Source organism: Candidatus Electrothrix sp., from assembly GCF_052785085.1.
In genome coordinates this window covers 1-25,003 of sequence record NZ_JALAAI010000052.1, presented here as the reverse complement: position 1 = coordinate 25,003, position 25,003 = coordinate 1, and the positions used below count along the sequence as shown (strand labels likewise).

21 protein-coding genes and 1 tRNA gene are annotated in these 25,003 nt (G+C 50.0%); 12 read left to right on the top strand and 10 right to left on the bottom strand.

Annotated elements, in window-relative coordinates:
• Positions 1 to 497: 497 nt before the first annotated feature.
• A complete protein-coding gene (locus L2082_RS09980; RefSeq protein ID WP_446008160.1) occupies positions 498 to 842 on the bottom strand; it encodes a hypothetical protein in 345 nt (114 codons plus the stop codon).
• A 199-nt stretch (positions 843 to 1,041) separates the two neighbouring features.
• Between L2082_RS09980 and L2082_RS09975 the strand changes: the two genes are divergently transcribed.
• Complete coding sequence (locus tag L2082_RS09975; RefSeq protein WP_446008161.1) at positions 1,042 to 1,650, top strand: fibronectin type III domain-containing protein; 609 nt, start codon at positions 1,042 to 1,044, stop codon at positions 1,648 to 1,650.
• A 71-nt stretch (positions 1,651 to 1,721) separates the two neighbouring features.
• Here the strand turns inward: L2082_RS09975 and L2082_RS09970 are convergent, their stop codons facing one another.
• The gene (locus L2082_RS09970) at positions 1,722 to 1,955 is read right to left on the bottom strand and encodes a hypothetical protein (protein ID WP_446011700.1); all 234 of its coding nucleotides are present in this window, start codon (positions 1,953 to 1,955) and stop codon (positions 1,722 to 1,724) included.
• Between the two features lie 99 nt (positions 1,956 to 2,054).
• Between L2082_RS09970 and L2082_RS09965 the strand changes: the two genes are divergently transcribed.
• The gene (locus tag L2082_RS09965; protein WP_446008162.1) at positions 2,055 to 3,743 is read left to right on the top strand and encodes a hypothetical protein; all 1,689 of its coding nucleotides are present in this window, start codon (positions 2,055 to 2,057) and stop codon (positions 3,741 to 3,743) included.
• A 134-nt stretch (positions 3,744 to 3,877) separates the two neighbouring features.
• On the top strand, positions 3,878 to 6,481 hold the full coding sequence (locus L2082_RS09960; RefSeq protein WP_446008163.1) for a spermine/spermidine synthase domain-containing protein: 2,604 nt from the start codon (positions 3,878 to 3,880) through the stop codon (positions 6,479 to 6,481).
• 121 nt (positions 6,482 to 6,602) lie between these two features.
• On the opposite strand, the gene L2082_RS09955 is transcribed toward L2082_RS09960, so the two are convergent.
• The 3 genes from L2082_RS09955 to L2082_RS09945 all read right to left on the bottom strand — a co-directional run bounded on the left by L2082_RS09955 (position 6,603) and on the right by L2082_RS09945 (position 11,281).
• Positions 6,603 to 7,775 carry an ATP-binding protein gene (locus tag L2082_RS09955; RefSeq protein WP_446008164.1) on the bottom strand — a complete coding sequence of 391 codons (1,173 nt, stop codon included), beginning with the start codon at positions 7,773 to 7,775 and terminating at the stop codon, positions 6,603 to 6,605.
• A 69-nt stretch (positions 7,776 to 7,844) separates the two neighbouring features.
• Positions 7,845 to 9,035, bottom strand: a complete 1,191-nt coding sequence (locus tag L2082_RS09950; protein WP_446008177.1) for a lytic murein transglycosylase — start codon at positions 9,033 to 9,035, stop codon at positions 7,845 to 7,847.
• Between the two features lie 251 nt (positions 9,036 to 9,286).
• Positions 9,287 to 11,281: an acetyl-CoA carboxylase biotin carboxylase subunit gene (locus tag L2082_RS09945; RefSeq protein ID WP_446008165.1), complete on the bottom strand. Its 1,995-nt coding sequence runs from the start codon at positions 11,279 to 11,281 to the stop codon at positions 9,287 to 9,289.
• A 415-nt stretch (positions 11,282 to 11,696) separates the two neighbouring features.
• Between L2082_RS09945 and L2082_RS09940 the strand changes: the two genes are divergently transcribed.
• The 9 genes from L2082_RS09940 to L2082_RS09900 all read left to right on the top strand — a co-directional run bounded on the left by L2082_RS09940 (position 11,697) and on the right by L2082_RS09900 (position 18,175).
• Positions 11,697 to 12,917, top strand: coding sequence for a type I glyceraldehyde-3-phosphate dehydrogenase (locus L2082_RS09940; protein WP_446008166.1), 1,221 nt, complete (start codon positions 11,697 to 11,699; stop codon positions 12,915 to 12,917).
• A gap of 63 nt (positions 12,918 to 12,980) precedes the next feature.
• The gene (locus tag L2082_RS09935) at positions 12,981 to 14,159 is read left to right on the top strand and encodes a phosphoglycerate kinase (RefSeq protein ID WP_446008167.1); all 1,179 of its coding nucleotides are present in this window, start codon (positions 12,981 to 12,983) and stop codon (positions 14,157 to 14,159) included.
• Positions 14,160 to 14,179: 20 nt separating this feature from the next.
• Complete coding sequence (locus tag L2082_RS09930; protein ID WP_446008168.1) at positions 14,180 to 14,470, top strand: hypothetical protein; 291 nt, start codon at positions 14,180 to 14,182, stop codon at positions 14,468 to 14,470.
• 136 nt (positions 14,471 to 14,606) lie between these two features.
• Positions 14,607 to 15,362 (top strand): triose-phosphate isomerase, encoded by a 756-nt coding sequence (gene tpiA / locus L2082_RS09925; RefSeq protein ID WP_446008178.1) that lies wholly within the window; start codon positions 14,607 to 14,609, stop codon positions 15,360 to 15,362.
• Positions 15,359 to 15,919 (top strand): preprotein translocase subunit SecG, encoded by a 561-nt coding sequence (gene secG / locus L2082_RS09920; protein WP_446008169.1) that lies wholly within the window; start codon positions 15,359 to 15,361, stop codon positions 15,917 to 15,919. The genes tpiA and secG overlap by 4 nt, the downstream gene beginning before the upstream one ends.
• Positions 15,920 to 15,939: 20 nt before the next feature.
• Positions 15,940 to 16,025 (top strand) — tRNA-Leu (locus L2082_RS09915).
• Positions 16,026 to 16,220: 195 nt separating this feature from the next.
• Entirely contained in the window at positions 16,221 to 17,270 is a 1,050-nt protein-coding gene (locus L2082_RS09910; RefSeq protein ID WP_446011699.1) for a PDDEXK nuclease domain-containing protein, read from the top strand.
• 240 nt (positions 17,271 to 17,510) lie between these two features.
• Positions 17,511 to 17,750 (top strand): type II toxin-antitoxin system Phd/YefM family antitoxin, encoded by a 240-nt coding sequence (locus L2082_RS09905; protein ID WP_446008170.1) that lies wholly within the window; start codon positions 17,511 to 17,513, stop codon positions 17,748 to 17,750.
• Positions 17,750 to 18,175 carry a type II toxin-antitoxin system VapC family toxin gene (locus L2082_RS09900; protein WP_446008171.1) on the top strand — a complete coding sequence of 142 codons (426 nt, stop codon included), beginning with the start codon at positions 17,750 to 17,752 and terminating at the stop codon, positions 18,173 to 18,175. The genes L2082_RS09905 and L2082_RS09900 overlap by 1 nt, the downstream gene beginning before the upstream one ends.
• A gap of 531 nt (positions 18,176 to 18,706) precedes the next feature.
• Here L2082_RS09900 and cas5 read toward each other — a convergent pair.
• The 5 genes from cas5 to cas6 are packed head-to-tail and all read right to left on the bottom strand — an operon-like array spanning position 18,707 to position 24,606.
• Entirely contained in the window at positions 18,707 to 19,342 is a 636-nt protein-coding gene (cas5, locus tag L2082_RS09895; RefSeq protein WP_446008172.1) for a type I-MYXAN CRISPR-associated protein Cas5/Cmx5/DevS, read from the bottom strand.
• Positions 19,343 to 19,345: 3 nt separating this feature from the next.
• Complete coding sequence (gene cas7i / locus L2082_RS09890; protein ID WP_446008173.1) at positions 19,346 to 20,230, bottom strand: type I-B CRISPR-associated protein Cas7/Cst2/DevR; 885 nt, start codon at positions 20,228 to 20,230, stop codon at positions 19,346 to 19,348.
• Positions 20,227 to 21,756 carry a type I-MYXAN CRISPR-associated Cas8a1/Cmx1 gene (cas8a1, locus tag L2082_RS09885; protein ID WP_446011698.1) on the bottom strand — a complete coding sequence of 510 codons (1,530 nt, stop codon included), beginning with the start codon at positions 21,754 to 21,756 and terminating at the stop codon, positions 20,227 to 20,229. The genes cas7i and cas8a1 overlap by 4 nt, the downstream gene beginning before the upstream one ends.
• Entirely contained in the window at positions 21,725 to 23,992 is a 2,268-nt protein-coding gene (gene cas3, locus L2082_RS09880; RefSeq protein ID WP_446008175.1) for a CRISPR-associated helicase Cas3', read from the bottom strand. The genes cas8a1 and cas3 overlap by 32 nt, the downstream gene beginning before the upstream one ends.
• Positions 23,993 to 23,997: 5 nt before the next feature.
• Positions 23,998 to 24,606: a type I-MYXAN CRISPR-associated protein Cas6/Cmx6 gene (gene cas6 / locus L2082_RS09875; RefSeq protein ID WP_446008176.1), complete on the bottom strand. Its 609-nt coding sequence runs from the start codon at positions 24,604 to 24,606 to the stop codon at positions 23,998 to 24,000.
• Positions 24,607 to 25,003: the final 397 nt, after the last annotated feature.

Here is a 25,003-nt window from a genome sequence, read left to right as displayed (position 1 = left end):
TAGTCGGCATGCGCATCCAGCTTAATAAATGCGCATTTAAAGGACGACTCAAGAATGGCATACTTTGACATGCAACGCAATGAAATTATTCAACAGGAGAGAAATTCAGCAGATACTAAATAAAGATGTCCGAAAAATTCAGCAATTGTACCCATCTCAAGATTAGAGCCTTTTTTAGTGGTCAAGTCGTCTATGAGTCGCTGCTTAATTATATCTAAGCTAGTTTCTGTTTCCCCTTCGCAAATAGAAACAATTTTAGAATCGATATAAGCAGTTATCGTGTCATTCAGTATGGGAATATTGATAAAATGGAGATGATTGTTATTCTCCAAATTAATGCATTTAGAATCGAAGATATTACTCTGAAATGACATTACATTATGCTGGATATTTTAGTTGTGTTTTGTATTTGCTCTCATCATTTCTCGTTTACTTCTTGATATACTTTGACTTTGCTATAGATAATTTGGCAGAACCAAGTTGTCCGCAGGGATTTGTCAAGCTCTTCCCTCCTCTTTTCCCCGCAACAACAAAACCATACCACCACCCCTAAAAAAATCAAGGTAAAATGGCTTGACATCTCGGCATAATTGCTTATCTTTGCACTCAACGAGACAACAAAGAGCCGCAAGCACTCCCTCCCGACAGTCTATCCGCACCGGATGGAAAAGCAGGATATGGCCACAGAACATGAGGCACGGAAAAACACGTTCAACCTGCTGCTCTTCACGTTTGATCTGCCCCGAATCACACTTCATATGGAGCAGATCACGCTCAATCTGTCTCTGATAAAGCTTGATGTCGTCCTGACAGCGTTCCATCTGCACCACATAAAGCTTCATCTGTCACATATCAAGCGCACATTACAACGCATAACGTTCCATCTGCTCTGGATTAAGTCCATGCGGTACAGATAAGGCTTGAGCAGCTCTATCTCAAGCCTTATCTGCAACAAATCAAGTCTTATCTGTTGCGGATCATCTTTAATCCGCAATAAACAATGTTTCATCCCCGACAAATCAAACTCGATGGAGGTTCCCTATGCCTACGTTCCCCCTGGATATTTCGCATATCCTTGCCCTTGCCGAAAAAATGATTGCAGGTCTGGAAGAAAATAAATCGGTTTTTCCCTCGCCCCCGGTTCCTCCGCAGGAACTCAGGGAAGCACGGGATGAAGCGGTTGAAGCCGACGATGCCCAGGTGGCTGCCCAGGCAGCAGCCAAGGCCGCCACAGAGGTCAAAACCGACAAGTATGCCCGATTAAGCGACAAGATGAAGGACGATATCTCCTATGCCAAACATGCGGTGACGAGTCCGGCCGAGCTTTCCCTTATCGGCTGGGGACCGAGGGCGGAGCCAAGTCCCCTTGCCCCTCCGGGCCAGCCCGGCAGTCTGGCGATTCCTGAACAGGACGCAGGCAAGGTGCAACTGACCTGGAATAAGCCGCAGAGCGGCGGCAAACCGGCCTTTTACAGGGTGGAGATGAGAACGGTTGATCCGGCCGGGGACTGGATCTTAAAGGGCGCAGGCATTTCCACCACAGCGGAACTTACCGGCCTTGAGTGCGGAGTTGCGCTGGAGTTCCGCATCATCGCAGAAAACTCCGCCGGAACAGGTTCTCCGAGCAATACCGTAACCGCAGTCCTGTAGTCCTTTTCCCTCCCTCTGCCGCCGGAGCCTCAGCCCCTGATCAGGCTTTGGCGGCAGAGCCACACTCCAAATCACCTCCCGCCCCTGCCCCGCCCTTCTTCTTTTCCCGTACCCCCCGCTCTAATATTCTCCTTATCAAAAAACAATCCGGTTTTCATCAAACAGTAATCAAAAAACAACATAAACAGTAGATAGTGGCCTTGGAAATGCGGAGAGGAAAAGCTGTCTGCTGTCTCTGTTGATGCTGCTGAACCGTTTCGGTCTGCCGCATCTGCGATGCAGGCATTGTTTTCTTCCCTGCTCAAAAAATTCCCCCTGATCCGGTGGGCGGGTCAGGCGGAAAAGTCCGATGGCCCTGGAGACTCCGGGTCATATACTTCAAGGAAAAGTGAGGGATTGCAACAATGAAGAAAGGTTACCTGAAAACATTGGCCCTGGCAACAGCTGCCGCCCCGTTGATGTTGGTCTCGGCAGCCAATGCCGGTGAGTACCTGCCCGGTGATTTTCACCAGCATTCACTGTACACCGACGGCGGCCATCCGTTTTCCGAAATGATGACGCAGAACAACAACTACCTCCAGTGGTGGGCCAACTCCGAGCATGGCGGCGAGCGTAACCGGGATGGTAATGGCGAAAAATGGGATGATCCGACTGTTTATCCCGTCAACCCGATTCTCGGGGATGTGGAGATGTCCGGCGGTCACCAGGAGATGTGGCGTTGGCAGAGTCTGCGCGACTATGTGTACCCGGATATTGAAGAAGCCCGTGCCCAATACCCGGATAAAATTATCATCAGCGGCCTAGAACAGAATGTCCCCGGCCATGAGCATTGCTCCACTGCTGTTTATCAGTACGACGGCACAGCCACCGCTATCAGCGAATTTGAGTACCGCTTTGATCGCTCCGATGATGACACCAGCCGCAACGGTGAGCCGGGTTTGCTGGAAGGTTTCGGTACCCTGGGTAAAACAAACGATGATAAAGAAGACGCCATCTCAGGCGTACAGTGGATGCAGGCCCTGAAAGATCAGGGTGTGGGTGATGCCTGGGTTGTTCCGGCCCATGTTGAGCGGAAGTGGACCTATGTGATTGAAGATTTTCGGAACTGGATGGATGCAGGCCCGGATGTGGCTATCGGTTTTGAAGGTCAGCCCGGTCACCAGACCTCAAGCGACCGTGGATTCAGCCGCAGATCTCTGGGCGGAGGTACCTACGGCGGAACCGGTTTCTATGCTGCCAAGGTGGGCGGTCTCTGGGATGCCCTGTCTGCTGAAGGACGTAAATTTTTCAACTTTGCCAGCTCGGACGATCACTGGCATTGGTCCATGGGCGGCAGTGATTTCTGGCCCGGTGAGTATCAGAAGATCTATACCTATATCGATACCAATGCTGAGGATAAAATTCAGGCGGTCTTTGACGGCAACCGTTCCGGTAACTCCTGGAATGTGCAGGGTGATCTGATTGATAAACTGATCTTCACTGTTGAGAACGCAGCCGGTGAAGAGGCCATGATGGGTGAAACCCTGAAGGTTGCTCCCGGCGAGCAGGTAACGGTGAAGATCCTGATGCGTGATCCCAAGTGGCCCAATAACAGCCCGTTTGCCTTTGATAATCCTTCATTGGCTCAGATCGGTATTTCCCAACCCCTGAACATGCCTGTCCTTGACCATGTTGATATGATCACCGGCACCATTACCGGCAATGTGCCTGCAACTGATATGAACGATCCGGTTGCCACGGATTACGGCACGGATACCGCAGTCACGGCCACCTTTAATAACAGCAACTGGAAGGCAAACAAAAACGGGGTCATCCAGGTGAAATACACCTTGAACGCAGACGACAGTATGTTCCTCCGTCTGCGCGGCACCAACCTGCCTGCCAATGTTCCCTTTGAGACCGATCAAGAAGGTAATCCCTTGGCCGATACAGAGGCTAATGATAACATCTATGCAGCTATGTATGCAGATGAACTGGCGGAGCAACTCATTGACGGTGTTGAAATAACCACCAACAGTAAGCTTGACGAAGTTGCTGAGGCCTATGCTGATCTCTGGTTCTACTCCAACCCGATCTATATTGAGGTTCAGTAACACCGGCTTAATTACATTGCAGGTGTGTTGATGCGAGGGGCATGTCTCCTCGCATTTTTATTTTGTCGGAGAAAACCACCCTCTTTGGGGGCAGATTGTTTCTTTTGTATGAATCCTCAGCGTAACGATCAGATATGGCACAAAAAATCCTTTACCTGTTCTTTTTTCTTTCCGGAATAGCCGGACTCGGCTATGAAATCCTCTGGACCAGGATGCTCGCTGTGAGTCTGGGACATGAGACCATGTCCACCCTTGCTGTGCTTACAGCCTTCTTCGGCGGTCTTGCCCTGGGGGCCTGGTTCCTTGACCGTCCGGTGAGTCGCTCTTCCCGACCAAGACTCTGGTACGCCGGGCTGGAGCTGCTTATCGGCCTCTGGGCTCTTGCACTGCTGCTGCTTATTCCTCAGCTTAATCCGGTAGCAGCATCCCTTATCGGGGTGGACCCCACAACAATCCGGCACTGGACCATCTCCTTCTGCTACCCCTTTATCCTGCTCCTTCCGGCCACCTTTGCCCTGGGCGGCACCCTGCCTGCAATGGAACGGCTCTTTACTCAGCTCAACAGAAAACAACGGGCCGTGGGAGGACTCTACAGTGTTAATACCTTGGGGGCCATGCTCGGCACCTTTGCCACAACTTTTTTTATCATGCCTCTGGTCGGCCTGCACATAACCGGCATCCTGCTGGCCACGTTGAATATCTTTGCTGCCCTCGGGGTATTTTTGTTTATCCCGACTCCACAGGAAAAGGGGCAATCAACAGGGAAAGATCTGTCTTCCTTTTCCGATAACAACGAGATCAGCAGGGGGCGGATATATTGCATCCTTTTCGCTACCGGTCTGTTGGGAATCGGCTTTGAGGTGCTCATGGTCAGGGTGTTGAGCCAGCTCTTTGCCAATACGGTGTTTTCCTTTGCCGCCATTCTTACAGTCTATCTCTTTGGCACGGCTGCGGGAGCAGCTTGTTACCAACGCTCCCTCCGCTATCCCAAGAGTCGGCATACCCTGACCTCTTTACTCCGGGCCACAGGGCTCTGCTGTTTGATAACGGTCTTTCTCCTCCAATATGCGGAAGTTCTTTTCACAGCCCTGCAGGGTATGATCGGCACAGGATTTTGGGCCGCAGTCTTTGTTGAGATGGTCACGGCCCTGTTCTTCCTCTTTTTACCCACTGTTGCTATGGGGGCTTTGTTCAGCCATCTGGCCCAGAGCCTGCGACGCTCTGATGGCGGGGTGGGACACGCCCTCTGTTGCAATACCTTGGGAAGTGCGGCTGCTCCGCTCCTCTTCGGTGTTATCCTGCTGCCAGCCTGGGGAATGAAGGTGACCTTACTGGTTGCGGCCACAGGATATCTCCTCCTGCTGCCGCAATTCCGCCGGGCGGATTTTCTGCCTACGGCCCTACCCGCTTCAATTGCTCTGGGCCTTGCTCTCCTGCCTGCTTCCTATCGTTTTATTCACCTTACTGACGGCGAGACCGTGCAGGAATACAGGCAGGGTATTATGGCCTCGGTTGCCGTTGTTCAGGATACGAACAAGGCCCTGCATTTAAAGGTGAACAATCATTTACAGATGGGCGGTACCACCTCGGTTTTTTCTGATCGTCGTCAGGCCCTGCTGCCCTTGCTCCTTCATCCTGCTCCGGAAACAGCCCTTTTCCTTGGATTAGGAACCGGTGCCACCATTGCCGGAGTAGCCGGATATCCGGGATTGCAAGCTGATGGCGTGGAACTGTTGCCCGAGGTCATTGATCTGATCCCCTGGTTCAGCAAGGCAACCGGTGATCTGAGCAAGGCGAAAAATCTCCATTTCATAGCTGCAGATGCCCGTCGTTTTGTCACAGCTACAGAAAAACAATATGATCTCGTTGTCGCGGATCTCTTTCATCCCTCCCGTGACGGGGCGGGAAGCCTCTACACTGTGGAGCATTTTACTGCTATCCGTCATCTGCTCAGTGAGGATGGGATCTTTTGTCAGTGGTTGCCCCTGTATCAGCTGGATCTGGAGATGTTCAAGGTCATCAGCAAGACCTTTTTACAGGCATTTCCCGAGGGTCAGGCCTTTCTCGGCCATTACAGCCTGGATTATCCGATTATCGCCCTGGTTGGAGCAAAAAAGCCACTCCGTTTTCCGGAAAACTGGTACCGGAAGCGCCTCAGCAGCAAGGGCATGCGGCATATGGCGACGTCCTTCGGCTATGACAGCGGATACAGCCTGTTGGGTACCTTTCTTGCCGGTCATGCAGAGCTGAGAAAATACACCGCTGCCAGCCCGATTAACACCGATGCCCATCCTGTGGTGCTTTTTCAGGCCCCTCGTTTTGCCTACAGCAATCCCGCTTCGCCCCATACCCGTCTCCTGGCTCTGATTGCCGCTTTTGAACAACCTGATCCCGAGACTGTTCTGGCGGAAGCCATTACTGAGGAAGATATGTTTGCCCGTGAGCGTCTTCCAGCCTATTGGCGGGCCCGGAACAGCTTTCTCAGGGTGGGAGTGGATGTGCAACGACCCCGTAACGTACGGCAGCTCTACGAGCAGGTCAGTGATCCTCTGCTCAAGGTGGTGCGAAAAAGTATTGATTTTTCCGCTGCCTATTACCCCCTGCTCTCTATTGCCTATGATCTCTATCCGGAGGATCAGGAGGCATCCCGGCATCTGCTCAGTAAACTGGAGCGGGCCAATCCGACCCGACGCGAGGCATTTGTATTGCGACAAAGGCTTTTTTCGCAGGAGAATTGACCTGGAAGGTTGCAAGGTTACAGTCATGCCACTGACTGTGCTGAGCATATACATGAGAAAGGCTTGGGAAATAGTGAAATGCGCAAAAAAACAGAGAACAGTGCCAACAGTAACACACCCCTCAAACCAACCCCATCAAAAAACGCCGGGCAGGCACCACCTGCACCCCGGTCTTCCTATCCAGATAATGGTGTCTCTCATCCAAAGTGACCAGAAAACGTTGGGCAACATCAAGCCGCTCACCAAAATAACTAAGCGGTTGAGCAGGCCCTCTGGTCAACTTGCATTCCACCATAAACCAAGGCGTTTCTCCCCATGTGACCAGGAAATCCACTTCTCGCCCATCCCGGTCCCGGATATACCAAAGCCGGGCCTTAATACCAAACACATAATAGTACCAATCACAAAACTTGAGCAGGTGGGAGGCGATCATATTTTCAAAACGCGCACCTTCCGCTTTCACCTCAGACCAGTCCCACAGATAATATTTTGATTCCTTTTTCAAGGCCCTTTCCAGCCTGTTATGATACGGCATGACCCGAAAACAGTAGTAATTACGACTAAGGAGATCCATCCAGAAAGTAATGGATTTTGGGCTGGCCTGCACATCCTCAGACATAGAGGATAGAGACAGGGGGGAAGCAACCCGCTTGGGAAGCAATGCACCGAGCAGCTCAACCTGAGAAAGTGCCCGAACATTTTCCGTATCCCGGATATCTTCCCGGAAAATTCGTTCAAAACGGGCATTCTGCCAGCGAAGCAAGGTACGCTCAGAACCTTCAAGCAGGGGTTCTGGGAAACCGCCAAAACGAAAGAGCTCTGTCAGCCCCTGCCCTGAACCAGTGCAATCAATTTCATGACAGGATGAAGGCATATCCAATGCAGTCGGAGCGTTATTCATCTCCCTGAGCGAAAAGGGATGCAGAACATGGTAATGATAGCGTCCCAGCAGGGAATCTCCGGATCTCCGAAAAATGTCCAGACGAGAACTGCCAGTTACCAGTATTTTCTCCTGATTGTCTCTGGTGTCCCAGATTCCCTTGATCAGGCTCTTCCACTTCTCGTACTTATGAAGTTCATCAAAGACCAGGCATTCTGCGGTCAAGGGCCATTGCTGCCCTGTAATCTGTGTCTTATGTTGAGGATTATCCCAGTTCAGATAGATATTATGCTGATATTTTTCAGCGAGATAACGGGCCAGCGTGGTCTTGCCGACCTGACGGGGACCGCCGATAAACACCATCTTCTTCTCAACATCTTCCCGAAGGGCCTCAGTAAGGTAACGAATCTTCATGTGGCAATTTTACCCTAAAGGTAAAAAAAGTCATGACAATTCTTTCCTTAAGGTAAAAATTGTCAGGTTTTATTTTCCTCCAGCCTTTCGCAAAGCCTCAAAGACTGCACGGGTTGGTTCCCCATCAGGAGTCATTCCTATCCGGCTCTGAAAGACTTTGATCCCCTTACGGGTTCCACTGCCAAGATCGCCGTCAATAGCCCCGTCATAAACACCTTGGCCCTGCAGGAGTTCCTGCAACTTAAATTTTTCCTCAGCAAAAAGTGCATCTGCTGGTCTGGGCCAGGTTTGGATCATCCCTGCTTTTCCAGCCAGACGATCAGAAAGCAGGCTCACAGCCAATGCATAAAAATCCGATGCATTATAGCGCTTGATGATAAAAAAATTGCGCTGACAAAGAAAACCAGGCCCTTGGTCACCAGCCAACATTTTCAGCTCAGCCCGGGTACCAGGCTCAGGAAAAGAACCACCATTCGGACGGGTAAAACCAAGTTTTTTCCATTGAACCAAGGTCTTGGTCTTTCCTTTGTAGCGGACCCCGCCTTTGGGTACCTGCACCTCATAGCCCCAGGCCTTACCGGTCTGCCAGCCGTTTTTATGCAGGAGATTTGCTGCGGTAGCCAAGGCATCTGGCACAGAGTTCCAGATATCCCGCTGGCCATCCTTATCCATATCCACCCCATAAAGCTGATAGCTGGTCGGGATAAACTGGGTATGGCCCATTGCTCCGGCCCAGGAACCGTAAAGCTGCGCACGCCCCACGTCACCTTCTTTGACCATCTGCAAAGCAGCAAGTAATTGCTGGCGGGCAAACTCCTTCCGGTTTTTATCGCCATAGGCCAGGGTAGCTAAGGCCAAAGGTACATAATGAAGCCGTTCCGGTTTATCCAGCACTGCGCCGTAACGACTCTCAATGGACCAGATAGCCAGCAGTACAGGGCCTTCCACCCCAAAACGGGCTGCAACCTTGTCCAGCCAGATCTTGTGTTTTTTTGCCATCACCCGACCTTCAGCCACGGCTGCAGCATTGACAGCAGTATCAAGGTAATCCCAGATCTTGGTGGTAAATTCCGGCTGATAGGCTGCCTTGCGCAACACCTCCTGATCTGGTGCAGTTACCCCGGCAAAGACCTGCTGATACAGCTTCTTGCTGATACCCTGCTTTGCGGCCTGGGGATAGAAATCATTAAGCCAGGCCTGAAAGGATGGATCTGTTGCAGCTACGGCAAAATTCGACAGATTACCGGTAACCAAAAACATACTAAGAAAAAAAGCAAAAAGACTCTTCATCCTGAAGTTTTAATACCCTACCGTGTTATTCCGGCAGGCTCCGTAGGGGCAGACCTATGTGTCTGCCCTTTATTTTTGGATGGTGACAAGGGTAAACACACAGGTTTACCCCTTGAATTATTAAATTGCCGTTTTTGTAGGGGCGGTTCGCGAACCGCCCCTACTGCACATCGGGCAGGCACGGGGACCTGCCCCTACAGTATTTATCGAATCTTCCAGGTTTATGCAAATTCCAGAATAACCTGATCAACGGTCAGGCACTCGCCCAGATTGACAGCAACATTGGCAATCTCCCCATCTGCCGGGGCACGGAGAACATTCTCCATCTTCATGGCCTCAATCACAGCCAGTTTCTGCCCGACCTTGACCTCGTCTCCAGCTTCAACAGCAAGTTTAACCAGCAAACCCGGCATAGGCGCAAGCACAAGTTTGGACAAATCAAGAGCTGCTGTCTTCGGCATAAACCGATAGAGTTCAGCCACATTGGGAGCTACGACCAGGGCATCAATGCGCAGGCCACGATAGCAAATAGAATAACCAAGTCCCTGACGACTGACCTGAAGACAGAACCGCTGATTATTAATGGTCCCGTGAAAGACCTGTTGGGAAAACTGCCAATCCGTCTTGACCCGATAATTGCTGCCGTTATAATCCACCCGATACCCGCAATCAGCCTGAAACGGTTTCACCGATAAGGACATATGCTCCTCACCAACAATAACCACCCAGGAATCCTGGACCCGACGTTCATGTCCGGCCATTTGACCACTGATCCTGGCTGCTCTGTCCATGTACAGTCGATGGACAATACCTGCCACCACAATAGGGACATCCGGAGCATCTACCGTGGTCTCAGTATCACGAAAGCCATCAGTAAATTCTTCTTCAATAAAACCAGTGGAAAGATCACCCTGCTGAAAGCGGGGGTGGGCCACCAAGGCGGCCAGGAAATTAATATTGGTGGATACGCCCTGAATCACATACTCATCAAGAGCGTCCTGCATTGAAGAAATAGCCTCTTCTCTGTCCTCTCCCCTGGTGACCAATTTGGAAATCATGGGGTCATAATAGACTGAGATTTCGCTTCCTTCAATAATACCGCTGTCCAGGCGAACGCTCTTCCCGTCTTCATAGGGTGGTTGATACACTGTGACCCGGCCAGTAGAGGGGAAAAAATCACGCACCGGATCTTCTGCATAGACCCGACATTCCAGGGCCCAGCCCTTGAGTTCAATATCATCCTGGCTCATGGGCAGGGGCTCACCAGCAGCAACCCGGATCATCAGCTCCACCAGGTCATAACCAGTGACCATTTCAGTAATGGGATGCTCCACCTGGAGACGGGTGTTCATCTCCAGAAAATAAAAATTTTGCTCCTGATCAACAATGCATTCCACAGTCCCGGCTGAAATGTAATCAACAGCCTGAGCCAGCATCACGGCCTGTTCGCCCATCTGACGCCGGGTCTCCGGGGTGAGAAAAGGCGATGGGGCCTCTTCAATGACCTTTTGATGCCGCCGCTGCAGAGAACATTCCCGCTCTCCCAGATAGACCACATTGCCATGCTGATCCGCCATGACCTGGATTTCAATATGACGGGGCTGCTCAATAAATTTCTCAATCAGGATACGATCATCACCAAAGCTGGATTGGGCCTCACCAGCGGCCCGCTCAAAACCATCCCGACATTCCTGCTCATTACGGGCAATCCGCATGCCCTTGCCCCCGCCTCCGGCAGTGGCCTTGAGCATCACCGGATAGCCGATCTCTGCGGCCTTTTCCACAGCCTGGTCAGCATTGTCCAAAATACCGTCATAGCCAGGTATGGTATGCACACCAGCCTGGTCAGCAATCTGCTTGGAAGTGATCTTATCCCCCATACTGGTTATGGCTCCAACCGGAGGCCCGATAAAGACAATCCCTTCTTCACCCAAACGTTGACAAAAGGTATGGTTTTCCGAAAGAAAACCATATCCCGGATGCACAGCCTCAGCACCAGTACTTTTGCAGGCATCAATTATTTTTTCCAGGTCCAGGTAACTTGCTGTTGGCGCAGAAGCACCAATATGGACTGCTTCATCAGCCATCCGAACATGCAGGGCTGTTTGATCAGCATCGGAAAACACAGCAACAGTCTTAATCCCCATTGCCCGTGCTGTTCTGATAATGCGACAGGCAATTTCACCCCGGTTTGCTATAAGAATTTTGGTAAACATGCGGTGTTCTACTCAAGTTAAAGATACATGTCAGCCAGGAAAAACAAAACCATTTCGTATTCCCTTACTGACAAGATTTTTCTGACAAATTTTTTATCGTTAAAAAATCAAATATACAACGGCGTAGGTCTCTGTCAGTTTTTCTTATCATGTTCCAGCCCAGACTTCAAAGCCATTTACCACTTCGTACTCATATAAAACGAGAAGAGACAAGATTGTTTTTCCCCGGCAGAGCGATTTTCGATTGTAATAAATGCATTTATACCATATATAGAACTTTGATTCAGAACATCATACTTCCATTTGTTATAAAATGTCCACACGCAATGAGCGGACACAGACCATTCTTATCAAACAGTATCCATAATTACTGAGCCGGAACGGTCTTATGGACAAAAAAAGGAGAGCATTTAATATGAAACTTGGAATCAACGGCCTTGGAAGAATTGGAAAACTCTCACTCTGGCATCATGTTTCCCGAAAATTCTTCTCAGAAATTGTTGTCAACCTTGGGCGTCAGGCTGGTACTGGCCTGGAAGACATTGCTGCAACCATTGAAAAAGATTCTTCCTACGGGAGACTGTCCACCTATCTTCATGGACATAAAGGTGGCCGGGCCATTGAAAACCTGAACGAGGAAGCAGGCACCATGACTATAAACGGTGTTCCGGTCACCATCCTGCGTGAGGCCCGTAACCCCAAGGACATCAAATGGCAGGACAATAATGTCCGTATTGTTGCTGACATCACTGGCGTGTTTAAGGATCCCACAGCTGATGCCGAAGAAGAACGAGGCTCTGTGCGCGGTCATCTTCAGGCTGGAGCTGAGAAGGTCATGGTCTCTGCCCCGTTTAAGATCAAGGCCAAAGGCATTGACATGCCAGAGGACGCCATAACTACGGTGATGGGCATTAATGATGATGATTACAAGCCGGAGCAACACTCCATTATCTCGGCAGCCTCCTGCACCACTACCTGCCTGTCCTACATGATCAAGCCACTCATGGATCATTTTGGGGCCGACCAGATGCTCACTGCCTCAATGGTCACTGTGCATGCGGCCACAGGAAGCCAGAATGTCCTGGATTCTGTACCTGCTGCCGGGGCTAGTGATCTGCGGAAGAACCGCTCTATCCTCAATAATATCATCATGACCACCACCGGTGCTGCCAAGGCCCTGGGCCTGGTAATCCCGGAGATGAAGGGCATTGGTTTTATTGCTGAGTCTGTCCGAATCCCCACCTCCACAGGTTCTCTGATCGTGCTGGTCCTCAATCTTCAGGATGAACTGGAAAACCCGATCAAGCGTAATCTGATCAACAGCATCTACAAAGATTATGCAGACACTACCCCGTATCTTAAGTACTCTACAGGCCAGAATGTATCTTCTGATATCATCGGCACCCCAGAGGCTGCCACAGTGATTGAGTCCACAGAGACCCATACCCGAACCGCTTCCCTGAAGGTCAACCTGAAAAACCTGAAAAGCTGTAACTTTGAGCCGGGGCAGGGAGCACCTGTTCTGGAGGTTCCGGTTACTCAGGCTGTGATCTACGGCTGGTACGATAATGAGCTGGGCAGCTACACCAATATGCTTGGTGACCTGACGGTTTCTGTGGCTGAACGGATGGTGTAGGGGCACGGCGCGCCGTGCCCTTACAGAGTATAATTCGGATTGAAATTTCCTGACAAAAGCAATATGAAAACAATTCGTGACCTTGATATTAGCGGCAAACGCATTCTGATCCGGGTGGATTTTAACGTGCCCATGAACGAGCAGGGCGAAATTACCGATGACCTGCGTATCCGCACGGTTCTCCCCACGATTCAATATGCCTTAGAACAGAAAGCAAAAGTTATTCTGGCCTCCCATATGGGCCGTCCCAAAGGACAGCGGGTGGAGAAATACTCCCTGGCACCAGTTGCCAGCTACCTGTCTTCCCTGCTTGACAAACCTGTTCAGCTGGCCCAGGACTGCGTGGGATCTGAAGCAGAAAGCGCAGTTGCATCCATGAACAACGGTGATATCGTTTTGCTGGAAAATCTTCGTTTTCATGCAGAAGAGCAGGCCAACGATCCGACCTTTGCCCAGCAACTGGCCGCCTTGACAGATGTCTATATTAATGATGCCTTTGCTGTCTCCCATCGGGCCCATGCCTCAGTCACTGGAATCCCGGCAAACTGTGCGGAAAAAGCTGCCGGCCTGCTGCTGGACAAGGAGATGTCTTATTTCCATCGTTCGGTTGATGAACCCCAGCGGCCCTTGGTTGCCATTGTGGGTGGGGCTAAGGTCTCGGGCAAGCTGGAGGCCCTGACCAATATGCTGAACAAGGTGGACTGCCTGCTCATCGGCGGAGCTATGGCTAATACCTTTCTCAAAAGCCAAGGCTCTTCCGTGGGTGCTTCCAAGGTGGAGGACGACCTGCTGGATAATGCCCGGCAATTGCTGGTTGACGCCAAGGAAAAAGGTGTTAAAGTCTACTTGCCTGTGGATGTGATAGCAGCGGAGCGATTCGTCCCGGATGCGGTCTGTAAACAGGTCACTGTCCAGGATATCCCGGACAACTGGATGGCCCTGGATATTGGCCCGGCCTCGGTAATCTGCTTTTCTGAAGTCCTGGCTGATGCCAAGACCATCATCTGGAATGGCCCTATGGGTGCCTTTGAAATGGATGCCTATGCCCGAGGAACCATGGCCCTGGCCCATACCGTGGCTTCGGCCCATGCCCTGAGCATTACCGGGGGCGGAGATTCCAATGCTGCGGTTCGTTTGTCCGGAGAAGCTGAAAACATTTCCTATATGTCTACTGGTGGCGGGGCCTTTCTTATGCTCATGGAGGGTAAAGAACTGCCTGGTGTGAAGGCGTTGGAAGAATAAAAAGTGCAGGAGGAGGTGCTATGGAAGAAGAATTGCCGAAAAGTGAGACAGAGCTTATCGCCGAGGCCAGGAAGATCATTGACCTGCTGACCAACGACCCAAGATTTGCCAACGTACCGATTTCAGCAGATGAACTGCGCAAGAGGCTGGATAAGTTCATCGCCGTTCGAAATGCAGAGGAAGCTCTCCGCGTTGCAGAAATACAGGCCACAGCAGCCGTAGAAGAAGCCTTGAATGATCTGCTTGAGACTGAACGCGAGTTGGCGGCAGCCAATAAAGGATCGTCAGTGCAGTCAATAACCTGGAACTGAGGTTGGAGCACAGGTCGCACGTTTGTGCAGAAGACTGAACAGGACTGTGCAACGTTTTGCAACGAGTTGGGTCTCGTTGAGTCGTTTTCAAACCTTGAAAATCATCTTTGATGAACCGAATTCTTTGGAGGAAAAGATGGCAGGAACACCGCTGATAGCTGGCAACTGGAAAATGCACCTCACCCGCGCTGAGTCTGTGGAACTGGCCCGGGCTGTAGCTGCTGCCAGTACAGGACTTACAGACCGGGAAGTGATGATCGCCCCGGCCTTTCTCTCTCTGGCTGCTGTCAAAGAGGTTGTGGCGGACAGCCCGGTGCGGGTGGCAGCCCAAAACGTTGCCTGGGAAAAACAAGGTGCCTTTACCGGTGAAATTTCACCGCCCATGCTCCAGGATATTGGAGTTGATATGGTTATTCTCGGCCATTCTGAACGTCGTCACGTCTTTGGCGAGGACGATGCCATGGTCAATCGACGCCTCACAGGTACCCTGCAATTTGGTCTCTCCCCCATTCTCTGCATTGGTGAGACCCTGGAAGAACGGGAACAGGAAAAGACCTTCACGGTTATTGAAGAGCAGCTCCGCCAAGGTCTGAAAGATGTCCAATCAGACCAGATGAAACAGGTAGTCGTGGCCTATGAACCGGTGTGGGCCATTGGAACCGGAAGAACAGCAACAAAAGAGCAGGCTCAGGAAGTGCATGCCTTTATTCGTACAGCTCTTGCTGATTTATATGAAAAAACACTTGCCGACGCAGTCAGGATATTGTATGGTGGCTCGGTCAAACCTGAAAATATTGACAGCCTCATGGCTCAACCTGATGTTGACGGTGCTCTGGTGGGCGGCGCAGCATTACAGGCCGAGTCCTTTGCAAGGATAATCAATTTTACATGACGACCTTACTTATTATAGTACATATACTGGTTTCTCTTTTCCTCATTGCCATCGTGCTGTTGCAACATGGCAAAGGAGCTGATATTGGTGCCACCTTTGGCGGTTCCGGCCAATCAGTTTTTGGCTCAGAAGGGCCAGTGCCTCTGTTGAATAAGATTACGACCTTTTCAGCAATTGTATTTATGGGCACTTCGGTTTCCTTGGCCTATATTTCTGCTCATGAAAGCACTGGCTCCATTATGACAGAGATCCCAGCTCAGGAAACTGCACCAGTGGAAAAAGAAGCTCCGGTGACCATTCCTATGCCAGGAACTGAAGTGCAGCTTGACCAGCCTGCACAGGAAACTCCTTCACCTGCTGAACAGGAAGTTACCCAAGAGCCTGTTGCAGAAGAAGAGGATCAGCTCTACCAAACTATTCAGGATACTCTGGTGGAGGAAGAACCTATAGCTGAGGTTCAGGAAACCGTACCTGCTCCTGAAGAACAGACAGCAGAACAAGCTGCTCCGGTTGAGCAGGAAACAATAGCAGAACCAGCCCAGGAAAAGGCTGAATAACAAGACATATTATTTTGCGTGCCGAAGTGGTGGAATTGGTAGACACGCTATCTTGAGGGGGTAGTGGGTTACACCCGTGCCGGTTCGACTCCGGCCTTCGGCACCATATCTTAATACAGCAGCATCCATAGAAGTCCATTAAAGCCCGCAACCTTAACTGGTTAGCGGGCTTTTTTTATGTCAGAATGATGATCTGCAAGGACAAAGTTATACTGGATAATCCATGCAGTCAGCATCATTTCGGCAAGATCACCCGAAAATGATCCCCCCTCGAATTCTATGGAGAAAATGGATATTAAAAATGAGCAAGAATAAACAAGACAGTTCGTTGCCGAACAGACAGCACCGTGACCTTCTCAACGACCTTCAGATACTAATTGAACGCGGAAAGGGTCAGGCGGTCGCAGCAGTAAACAGTGCTATTACAATGACCTATTGGCAGGTAGGAAAAAGAATCAACGACGAAGCACTTCATGGTGAACGGGCGGAATATGGCAAACAGGTTGTCGTGTCACTCGCGAAACAGCTCGTTGAACGCTATGGCAAAAGCTTTGAAGCCAGAAATCTGCGGAGAATGATGCAATTTGCCGAGCTGTTTCCAGATGTTCAGATTGTCGTTCCATTGGCACGACAATTGAGCTGGTCGCATTTTCTGGCGATTATCCCGTTGAAAAGTGAGTCTGCCAGAATGTTCTATGCTGAACTTGCCTGTGAAGCATCATGGAGTAAAAGAGAATTACGAAGTCAGATCGAACGCAAAGCCTTTGAGCGCTCGGAACTAGCTGATACCAAAATGAGTCTCTATAAATTCGAGCATCTTATAGGGAATTTTAAGGATCCTTACTTTCTAGATTTTCTGGGACTCAAAGAAGGGTATCTTGAAAATGAACTGGAAAGCGCACTTATCAGAGAGCTGGAGCTGTTTATTCTGGAGTTGGGGAATGGCTTCGCCTTTGTGGAACGCCAAAAACGCATGATTATTGATGAAGATGACTTTTACCTTGATTTGCTTTTCTTCCACCGAAAACTAAAACGTTTGGTTGCTGAAGAATTGAAAATTGGTCGTTTCAAAGCAGCCTTCAAAGGTCAGATGGAACTCTATCTCAGGTGGTTGAATAAATACGAGCGACAGTCCGGTGAAGAAGCTCCTATCGGTTTGATCCTATGTGCCGAAGCGGGAACCGAACAGGTTGAACTCCTGAATATGCAGAAAGACAACATCATGGTTGCCGAATACTGGACGGAACTTCCGCCGAAAGAGCTACTGGAGAAGAAACTGCACACTGCCCTGATTGAAATTCGTGAAAGGTTGGAAAGTAGAAGGCTATTGAATGGAGGCAACCACGAATGAATACGGACGGCAATAGAGGTCTGACCCCGTTTTACTTATTGAAAAACAATCCAGCCATGCTACTTGGAAGAATTCCGCAGGAAGGCTGGCTTTAGACAGGAGCAGGTGGCTGAAGTTCTTGTCTCCCGGAGAACGGCGCAGCAAAAGCCGAAGTACAAAGAGCATCAACGATTGACAGACGGGACACATTAATGGTAGACTGGTCTTAAACCAGTCTATTTCGCAACCCAAGGAGACATTATGGAAACCATCGGTGCTTATGAAGCAAAAACCCATCTTCCCAAACTGCTTAACCGCGTCAGCCGGGGAGAAAAAATCATCATCACCAAACACGGGGTACCCGTAGCCACGCTTCAGCCCCCTGAAAGAGTACATAACAGTTCGCCGAAACAGGTTATCGCCGAGTTGCGAGCATTCCGGCGCAGACATCGACTCAAAGGCCTCACCATCCGGGAGATGATTGACGAGGGCAGGCGATAATGGCTGATTTTGTTGTGGACAACTCAATTGTGATGTCCTGGTGTTTTGACGATGAAGAGGACGACTACGCAGACAGCGTGCTGACCGCATTGGAGACAATGACAGCTGGAGTTCCGGCTGTCTGGCCTTTGGAAGTCGCCAATGTTCTGCTGGTTGCCGAACGCAGGAAACGACTCACTAAGTCAGACACTATCCGCTTTCTGGAGCTGCTCCGGGAACTTTCTGTTGAAGTCATTCAAGAAGCTTCTCAAAGGGTAACTTCTGAAATTATAGCCCTGGCACGGGAGCAACAACTTTCCTCCTATGATGCTTCATACCTGGATTTGGCCATACGGAAAGGACTGCCGCTGGCAACCTTGGATGCCCGCTTGCGCACGGCTGCGAAAAAATGCGACGTTGCTTTTTTTGATCCCGATAGGTTGTGACATTGCCGACAACTCGAAAACCTACTCTGTAATTACCTATTCGAACTCGATAAAACGTATCATAACCCTTGAGCTTTTTCAGCTGCCTGATGTTCGCCTGAAGACGCATCGGGCCAAAACAACTGGCTGATGTGCTCAACGCCTTTCGGCATCAAAGATGGGTTCGCACTCAGGAGATAAATCCCTGATATAATCACCAGTGGTGCTCAACGCCTTTCGGCATCAAAGATGGGTTCGCCGAACATCCTGATTTTGTACTCACCGCCAATCAAGTGCTCAACGCCTTTCGGCATCAAAGATGGGTTCGCTAGCCTTGGCTAAAATCTCCTCGTTACTCAGATGCCGTGCTCAACGCCTTTCGGCATCAAAGATGGGTTCACGTACATGGCTGACTCAAGCCTGCTTGCCTTTGATATGTGCTCAACGCCTTTCGGCATCAAAGATGGGTGCAGGGCTGAAAACAGGGCCTTGTCAAAACTATGCACCTGTGCTCAACGCCTTTCGGCATCAAAGATATTTCCCTCTGTCCTGTCAGAGCTTATTCCGAATGGCAATCCAACGCAGATCATCTTCCTTCGGTTGCTGAAGCACGGCCTCATAGAGGGAAAACTGCTGCCAGACAGTACCTTTTGAGCCGACATGATCAACCCAGATCGGCAAAGGCTGTTCGCCTTCCGTATCTCTGACCGGCCACCTGCCCTTTCTGCCCTCCAAATCCGGGTTCCAGACAATATCGTTGACTAAATCACGGCTTTCCCCAAGGCTCAAACCGCCGTATCGAGAAATCGTTTGCGGAGATCGGCCTGCTTCGCTTATACGCTCCGCAAGACCTCCCGGTTTCAAGAAAACCGCTATTTCCATACCTGTGAGAATTTCCTGATAATCCGGTCGTTTGTTTGATCCTGTTCCCGGCGGGGATTTCTGATTCTTTATCCTCCAGGCCGTGCGCAGGACAACAGAAAGTTCAGGCTGCCGAACAACGGCATAAGCCAGTTCCGTGCCAAGATATGTTTGTCGATCTTCTTCACCGACAAGGGAAAGCAGAAATCCGTACACAGTTGATGGCGGCGGAACTTCTTCCGTTTCAAGATACTCACGGGCATATCCCTTGCGAAAACTGCATACCGGGACTGAAACCAGAAGAGAAATACAGGTATCGTCTTCCATGCCTTACTCCTTGAGTTGCAGTTTTTCAGCCACAGCCTGCTTACACGCTTCCACTGCTTTTTTGACCCCTGAAAAACAGTTGTTCAATGCCAACTCCTTGACCTCCTGGAAGTCCGCAGCCAGGCCACCGATAAAAAGTTCATCACCGGAAATGTCTCCTGACTCGACTTTTCTGACAAGATCATGAATGCCGACTCTGCCCTCAGTCTCCTGAAAGGCATACAGGATTCTCGGAGCAGGATCTTCCGAGACACGCAGCACTATGGATTCAGGTGAAAAATCATATAAATAACGACTGTGATTTCCGGCGACCTCTCCCAGGCCGCTGATCGCATTCAGAGCGTCAATACAACGAGCTTTCTCCCGCAATCGCTCCGGTGTCATGCTGAAACCGTACTGATATCTGGTGGCATGAATTTCCGTACCGTACAGGGAAGTCCTGTCCTTGGTCCCGCTCTTGGCGTTAAAAGAAATATCCCCTGCATAAGGGGTGGTCGAGATGGCCCGGCTGATTTCAAGGACACCCCGTCGTTTTAACGTACTTCCTTTCTTGTCATCAGCCCCGGCTTTTGCCCCTTCCGCTTTCATGTAGCCAAGAAGATCGTCATCAATATATGTTGTCCCTTGTTCATCCGCCCAGCCCTTCCAACTCCCGTCTTTCCAGATATGCTCGTCTTTTGTATCATCCCATTGCCGATTCACTTCAAGCCCGTTTGTCTGCCAATAATAGCGCAAGGCCCACCGGATGGCCTCAGAGGAAACAGTGGTATGCACGTTGCCCTGCCAAAGCAATTTCTGCAAGGTGGTGATATTGCCTTCAGACTCACCCCGGTTATTTGCTGCGCAGCCGTATCCTGTCAGAATATTGCCGAAAATATGTAAGCTCATTCTTCGTTCTCCTTCACGTTATCGGTTTTTGCTTCATCAGCCCCTTTCCCGGCATAAGAAGCCAGGGCAAGCAGGGAAAGATCACGGGCCTTCTGCCAATCTTTGCCTGTGAACAGTTCCAGCAGCTGCGGCCAGTTCTGCTGAAGAGATTTGTTGATCCCGCCTCTGGCAAAAAGGTCGGCCAATTCCCTCCGCATTGTCTGGGCATTTTTTGCCCGCATTAAAGATGTCCGAATTTTTTCAAATTCCCGGTCAAAGCGAACCGCTTCCCCTTTTGCCGAAGCTCTTGCCGCCAAAGCTCCGTAGCGGTTGCGTATGGCGGCATGAATGGCCTCGACAAAGAGTTTGTCCGCCGGGTCAGGCCAGTTTGTTCGTTCACTTTCAATCATTGCGTGTAATCCCCTCCTGTCAAATCCTGTTGCATAGGCAATCTTCTGTGATTGCATGATAGTATAGAAATCTTTGTACCAAGGCCGATCTGCGGCTATATTGCCTGCAATCAGACCACGGGCCGTGCTTGTTTGGACGTAATAGCTTTCATCCTCCTTGATGACAAGTTTGTTTGCCAATATTCCGGAAGCAAAGGAGAAAAAAGCCAATCTCGGACGATTGACGCTTCTGATCTGCTCAAGGGCGGTTCTGGATTTCCCCTGTTTGTTCCACGGCACATTTCCCTGCGTAACAATTGAGCAGGAATCAATCTCAAGTTCCCTGAGCATTCCATCGCCTCCCTTTGCATTCAAAACAGCAAGAGCGGATAAACCGGCATCTCCGAGACTGTTGGCATAAAGTTTCGAGACCGGAGAATGGAGATATTTTCTGTAACAACGATCAAAGACCTCAAGATCCTTTATATGCGGCAGGATAATAGCAGCCCCTTTACGTTGATCGAATTTTCCCTCCTGATTTTTACAGGATATAAGAAAAAATAGTGACCCTACCGGTGCAAAAAGCAGACAAAGAAATTTTTCGGCATTGTCCGACAAAGCTGTAGGAGTTGAAAATCCAGCATGTCGCACCGCCCCTCCTGGAAATGCCCATCCGGCCAATTTTATATTCTTCTTCAATCCTCCTTTATTATCGAAAATATTGACTGTTTTCTGATTATTGTATTGTGTGAGCTTTTTGAATGAAACAGTTACTGTTTTCTGGTCGTATTCAAATGAGAGTCGGGTTTCTTCCTTGGCCGTTTTGCGGGTTCTGGTTTGTTGTAGAAATGTTCTTAGAACTGCATTATGGAAATTAAATTTTTCCAAATCACCCATGCGATGCTTTCGATGAACAAGAAAATCCAATACGCCATCCTTACTGATTCCGAGAGCTTTTTTAATAATCGGCTCCAGCAAATCCTTCGGACTGTTTTGCCAAAATAATTCCACTGACGTGTCGGTCAACTTCCAGCCGCCATGGTCCTGATACTCAGCCGGATCAAGCTGGTTCAACGTCATATATAAACCAGCCAGACCAACCCGATGTAGGTGGGTCATGCCGGGATCAAATAATTTCAAAGTCAAGCTGTTCGGCATATCGTCCTCCCCAAAAAGGGTCATATTGAATTGCTCCGGCAGGAGCTATGATATATCTTCCTTTATTCGACCACGCCCAATTTTTGTTTCTCGGAAAAGGCATAGGAATCGCCACTTCCGCAAGCGGCCTGTGCCCTTGGTCTTCCTCACGGATTATCTCGACTGTGTAGGCCGGTTCCATAATCGCATGTTTATTTGTTTCTGAAATCCACGGATCATCAATCCAGTCACAATACGGCATTTCCGTGTCGCTGCAATTTTTCTCAGCCAAGGCAAGAAAGGCACCTGCCAAGTCCTGCTGAGATTTTGCCCGCTGGTCAGCAACTTGATCAAGCCAGGCATCAATTCCCTGCCATAATGCTTCTTCTCCGTCAGATTGCGCATAAGGCATAGCATTTTCCGGCATCAGAAAGAGAGCAGGAGCAGGCTGTTCCGGTTCCTCGGCAAATCGGTTGAGGCGTCCCAAACGCTGGATCAAGGAGGGCACAGGAGCGTATTCTGTTATGAGCAGATCAGCCGACAGATCAAGAGACATCTCCGCTACCTGTGTTGTCACTGCCAGCATTGCGGGTTGGTCCGGCTCAAAACCGTCAATCACTTTCCGCTGCCGGTCCAACCTGTCCCTGTAACGGTAACGGCTGTGATAGGGCTGTACCGGCAGACCTGAATCCTCGGCAAGTCGGGCAATGTTCATGGCCCGCTGCACCGTGTTACAGATCCACAGAACCTTGCCTCCGGTCTCAATGATCCGCCGACACGCTATCCAGGCATCCTCCTCAGTGCTGCGTTCCAGGAGATACCGTTGCGCCTGCTCACGTTTCGGCGGACCGGAAATAATCCTGAGTCCGTCACGTACTGCGCAGACTTTTTCCAGAGCAGCTTTCCTGTGCGGCGGCATGGTCGCAGTCATCAATAATATCGGGGCATGATGAAAAACTTGTAAAAATTTAAGAAGATGAGCAAAGAGCAGATCAGAGAAAGAATGTATTTCATCAAAAATAAAAACAGCTCGGGCCAACGACGGCCACGCATAAAGACCTCGTCGGGTATTTTGCAACAATCCGAGCACAGTATGCGCTGTACAGACAATAGCTGAAGCAGGCCAGGTATCAACAGCTTCAATCCCGATATGCTGCAACTCCCTTTGAACGGGTGTCTTTGTCGGCATATTTTCCAGCAGTTGATAATCAGTTTTCACTCTTGAATGAATCAGCAGGGCTTCAAAACCTGGATCATGAAGATAGTTACAAAAGCCTTCCGAAGCGGTCGCTGTTGTCGGATAACAGAAAAAAAGCTTCCGATTTTTTGCTCTCCTGACTGCCCAGGCATAGGCACCTATGGTCTTTCCGGCCCCGCAACCGGCTTCAAGCAGGATGGTTTTCCCGGATGACTGCGCAACTTGAACCTGAAACTTCTTCAACCGGTTCCTGCCCAGTTTCTTCTTGATCGTCTTTTCAAGTTCGTCCGATCTGAATACAGAGCCAAGATGCTCCTTCAGCCATTTCGCAACAGGAAGATTATTTGCGGGAAGAGCGGAACCGGCCAAGTCTGCACACATCAACGTGCTTTTGAGCATGGCGATAGTTTTTTTCTCTTCATTGGAAAATTCTTCATCGTAATGACGCCGCATCTTAAGCAACAGCTCTTTTATCTCCAGTTCATCAAAGTCAATCAAGGAATATGCAATGTCCTGAAGCTCAGGAGCTGGAGACAGATTGAAACGCTGCTGTCCCATCTTGAGTGTATTTGCCAACTGAGCGTGAGCACCGAAAAACGTGACTTCCGACTTGAGGATGCCGCTTCTGCTTTTCTTATCAGGAAATTTAAGGTGATGTCCACTGATACTGAAAAGGACGGCAGCCTTGAACCACAAAGGATATTTTTCCCAAAAATCATACAGCCAATCTGCCAGGAGCATATCCACAATGATAATGCCCAGGGTTTCATGCCGTACTCCCTGCTTCATCCCTCTGTTTCTCAACATGGTTTGGAAATGATCATTGGCTTTGCCGATATCGTGCAGCCATGCGGCGCAGAAGAGAGCATCATTCCATATATCCGCAGAGATTTCAGACGGAAGGATTTCCAACAAAGAGTCTGATAAAAACGAGTTGATGATTTCAGCAGATTCAACAACCTGTGCTGTATGACCTTCCAGCGTCTCTGGAAATAACGGGTTCTCCGTATCTTCGCAGCTCTTAGCCAGCAGATGCGTAAAGGTGTTTGCTGTTCCCATGCTCTTCACCCTTTCCAGGGCTGAAAAAAACCGCATCCCATTTTTTGCCGTCCTCCGAGGCCCTGTTCCTGCAAGGTGATGGATTCCTCGGCAGTCAATTCCGAGACCAGGAGGGAATAGCCCACCACCTGTTTGGAATGCACCGCAAAGGTCCGCCGTTTGCCGACCGTCATCCTGCCCTGACAGCCTTGCGTATCCAGCTGCCGCCGGATTTCTGCCTCAAAGCGTTCCTGATCCAAACCGTTCCTGGTGGTGACCAGGTGCGCGTACAGTACTGTGGCCGGAACCAGCCCCTGAGAACCCGGTACCCCGACCCGGACCTGATGTCCGTCGAGATCAAGGTTTTTTCCGGCCAGGTTGATGTACTGAGCCACCTTGTCCGAAGCCAGGCGAAAGGTGATGCGGGAACCCGGCAGGAGCTGAAGCAGCCCGTCGCCGATGTACCTGCCCCGGATCAGGGCGAGCCGAACATCCTGTGCCGCATGAAACTCCGGAAGGCAGCGACTGATTGCTGAAAAAAGGGAATATCCATGATCCACTGGGATTGTTTTGCCGGAGAGCTGAAAGTGGAGATCAAACCAGACAATAGTGTTTGCTGTACAAGACGAATTCATTCTTTTATATTTTGATTTTAAGGAGAGCGGGAGATGGAAAATATCGATTGTTTTGCAGGACGCAAAAAATATACTCAAGAAGAGTACAGAATTCTATAGTTATTTTTTAAGCCTGTAGTGCCGTTCAGCGGTCGCCCAATTTTTCATGAACTTAACGCCCTTCGGGCGGACTTTTTACTCCGGTGTAATGCAGAGTTTCTTGATTGCACCCCGGACACCCGAGAAGCGGCATATAACCTTCATGACTTCTTCCCTAAAACTCCGCGAAACAACTCCGCGAAACCTAAGTCGAAATCAATGATGGCTTCGTTCACCCAAACTTCACAATTACAGTGAGAACAACGATAGTTGTACTCCTCTGGTGGCGGGCCGAACGGCTTGTCCTCCTGCATGTTCA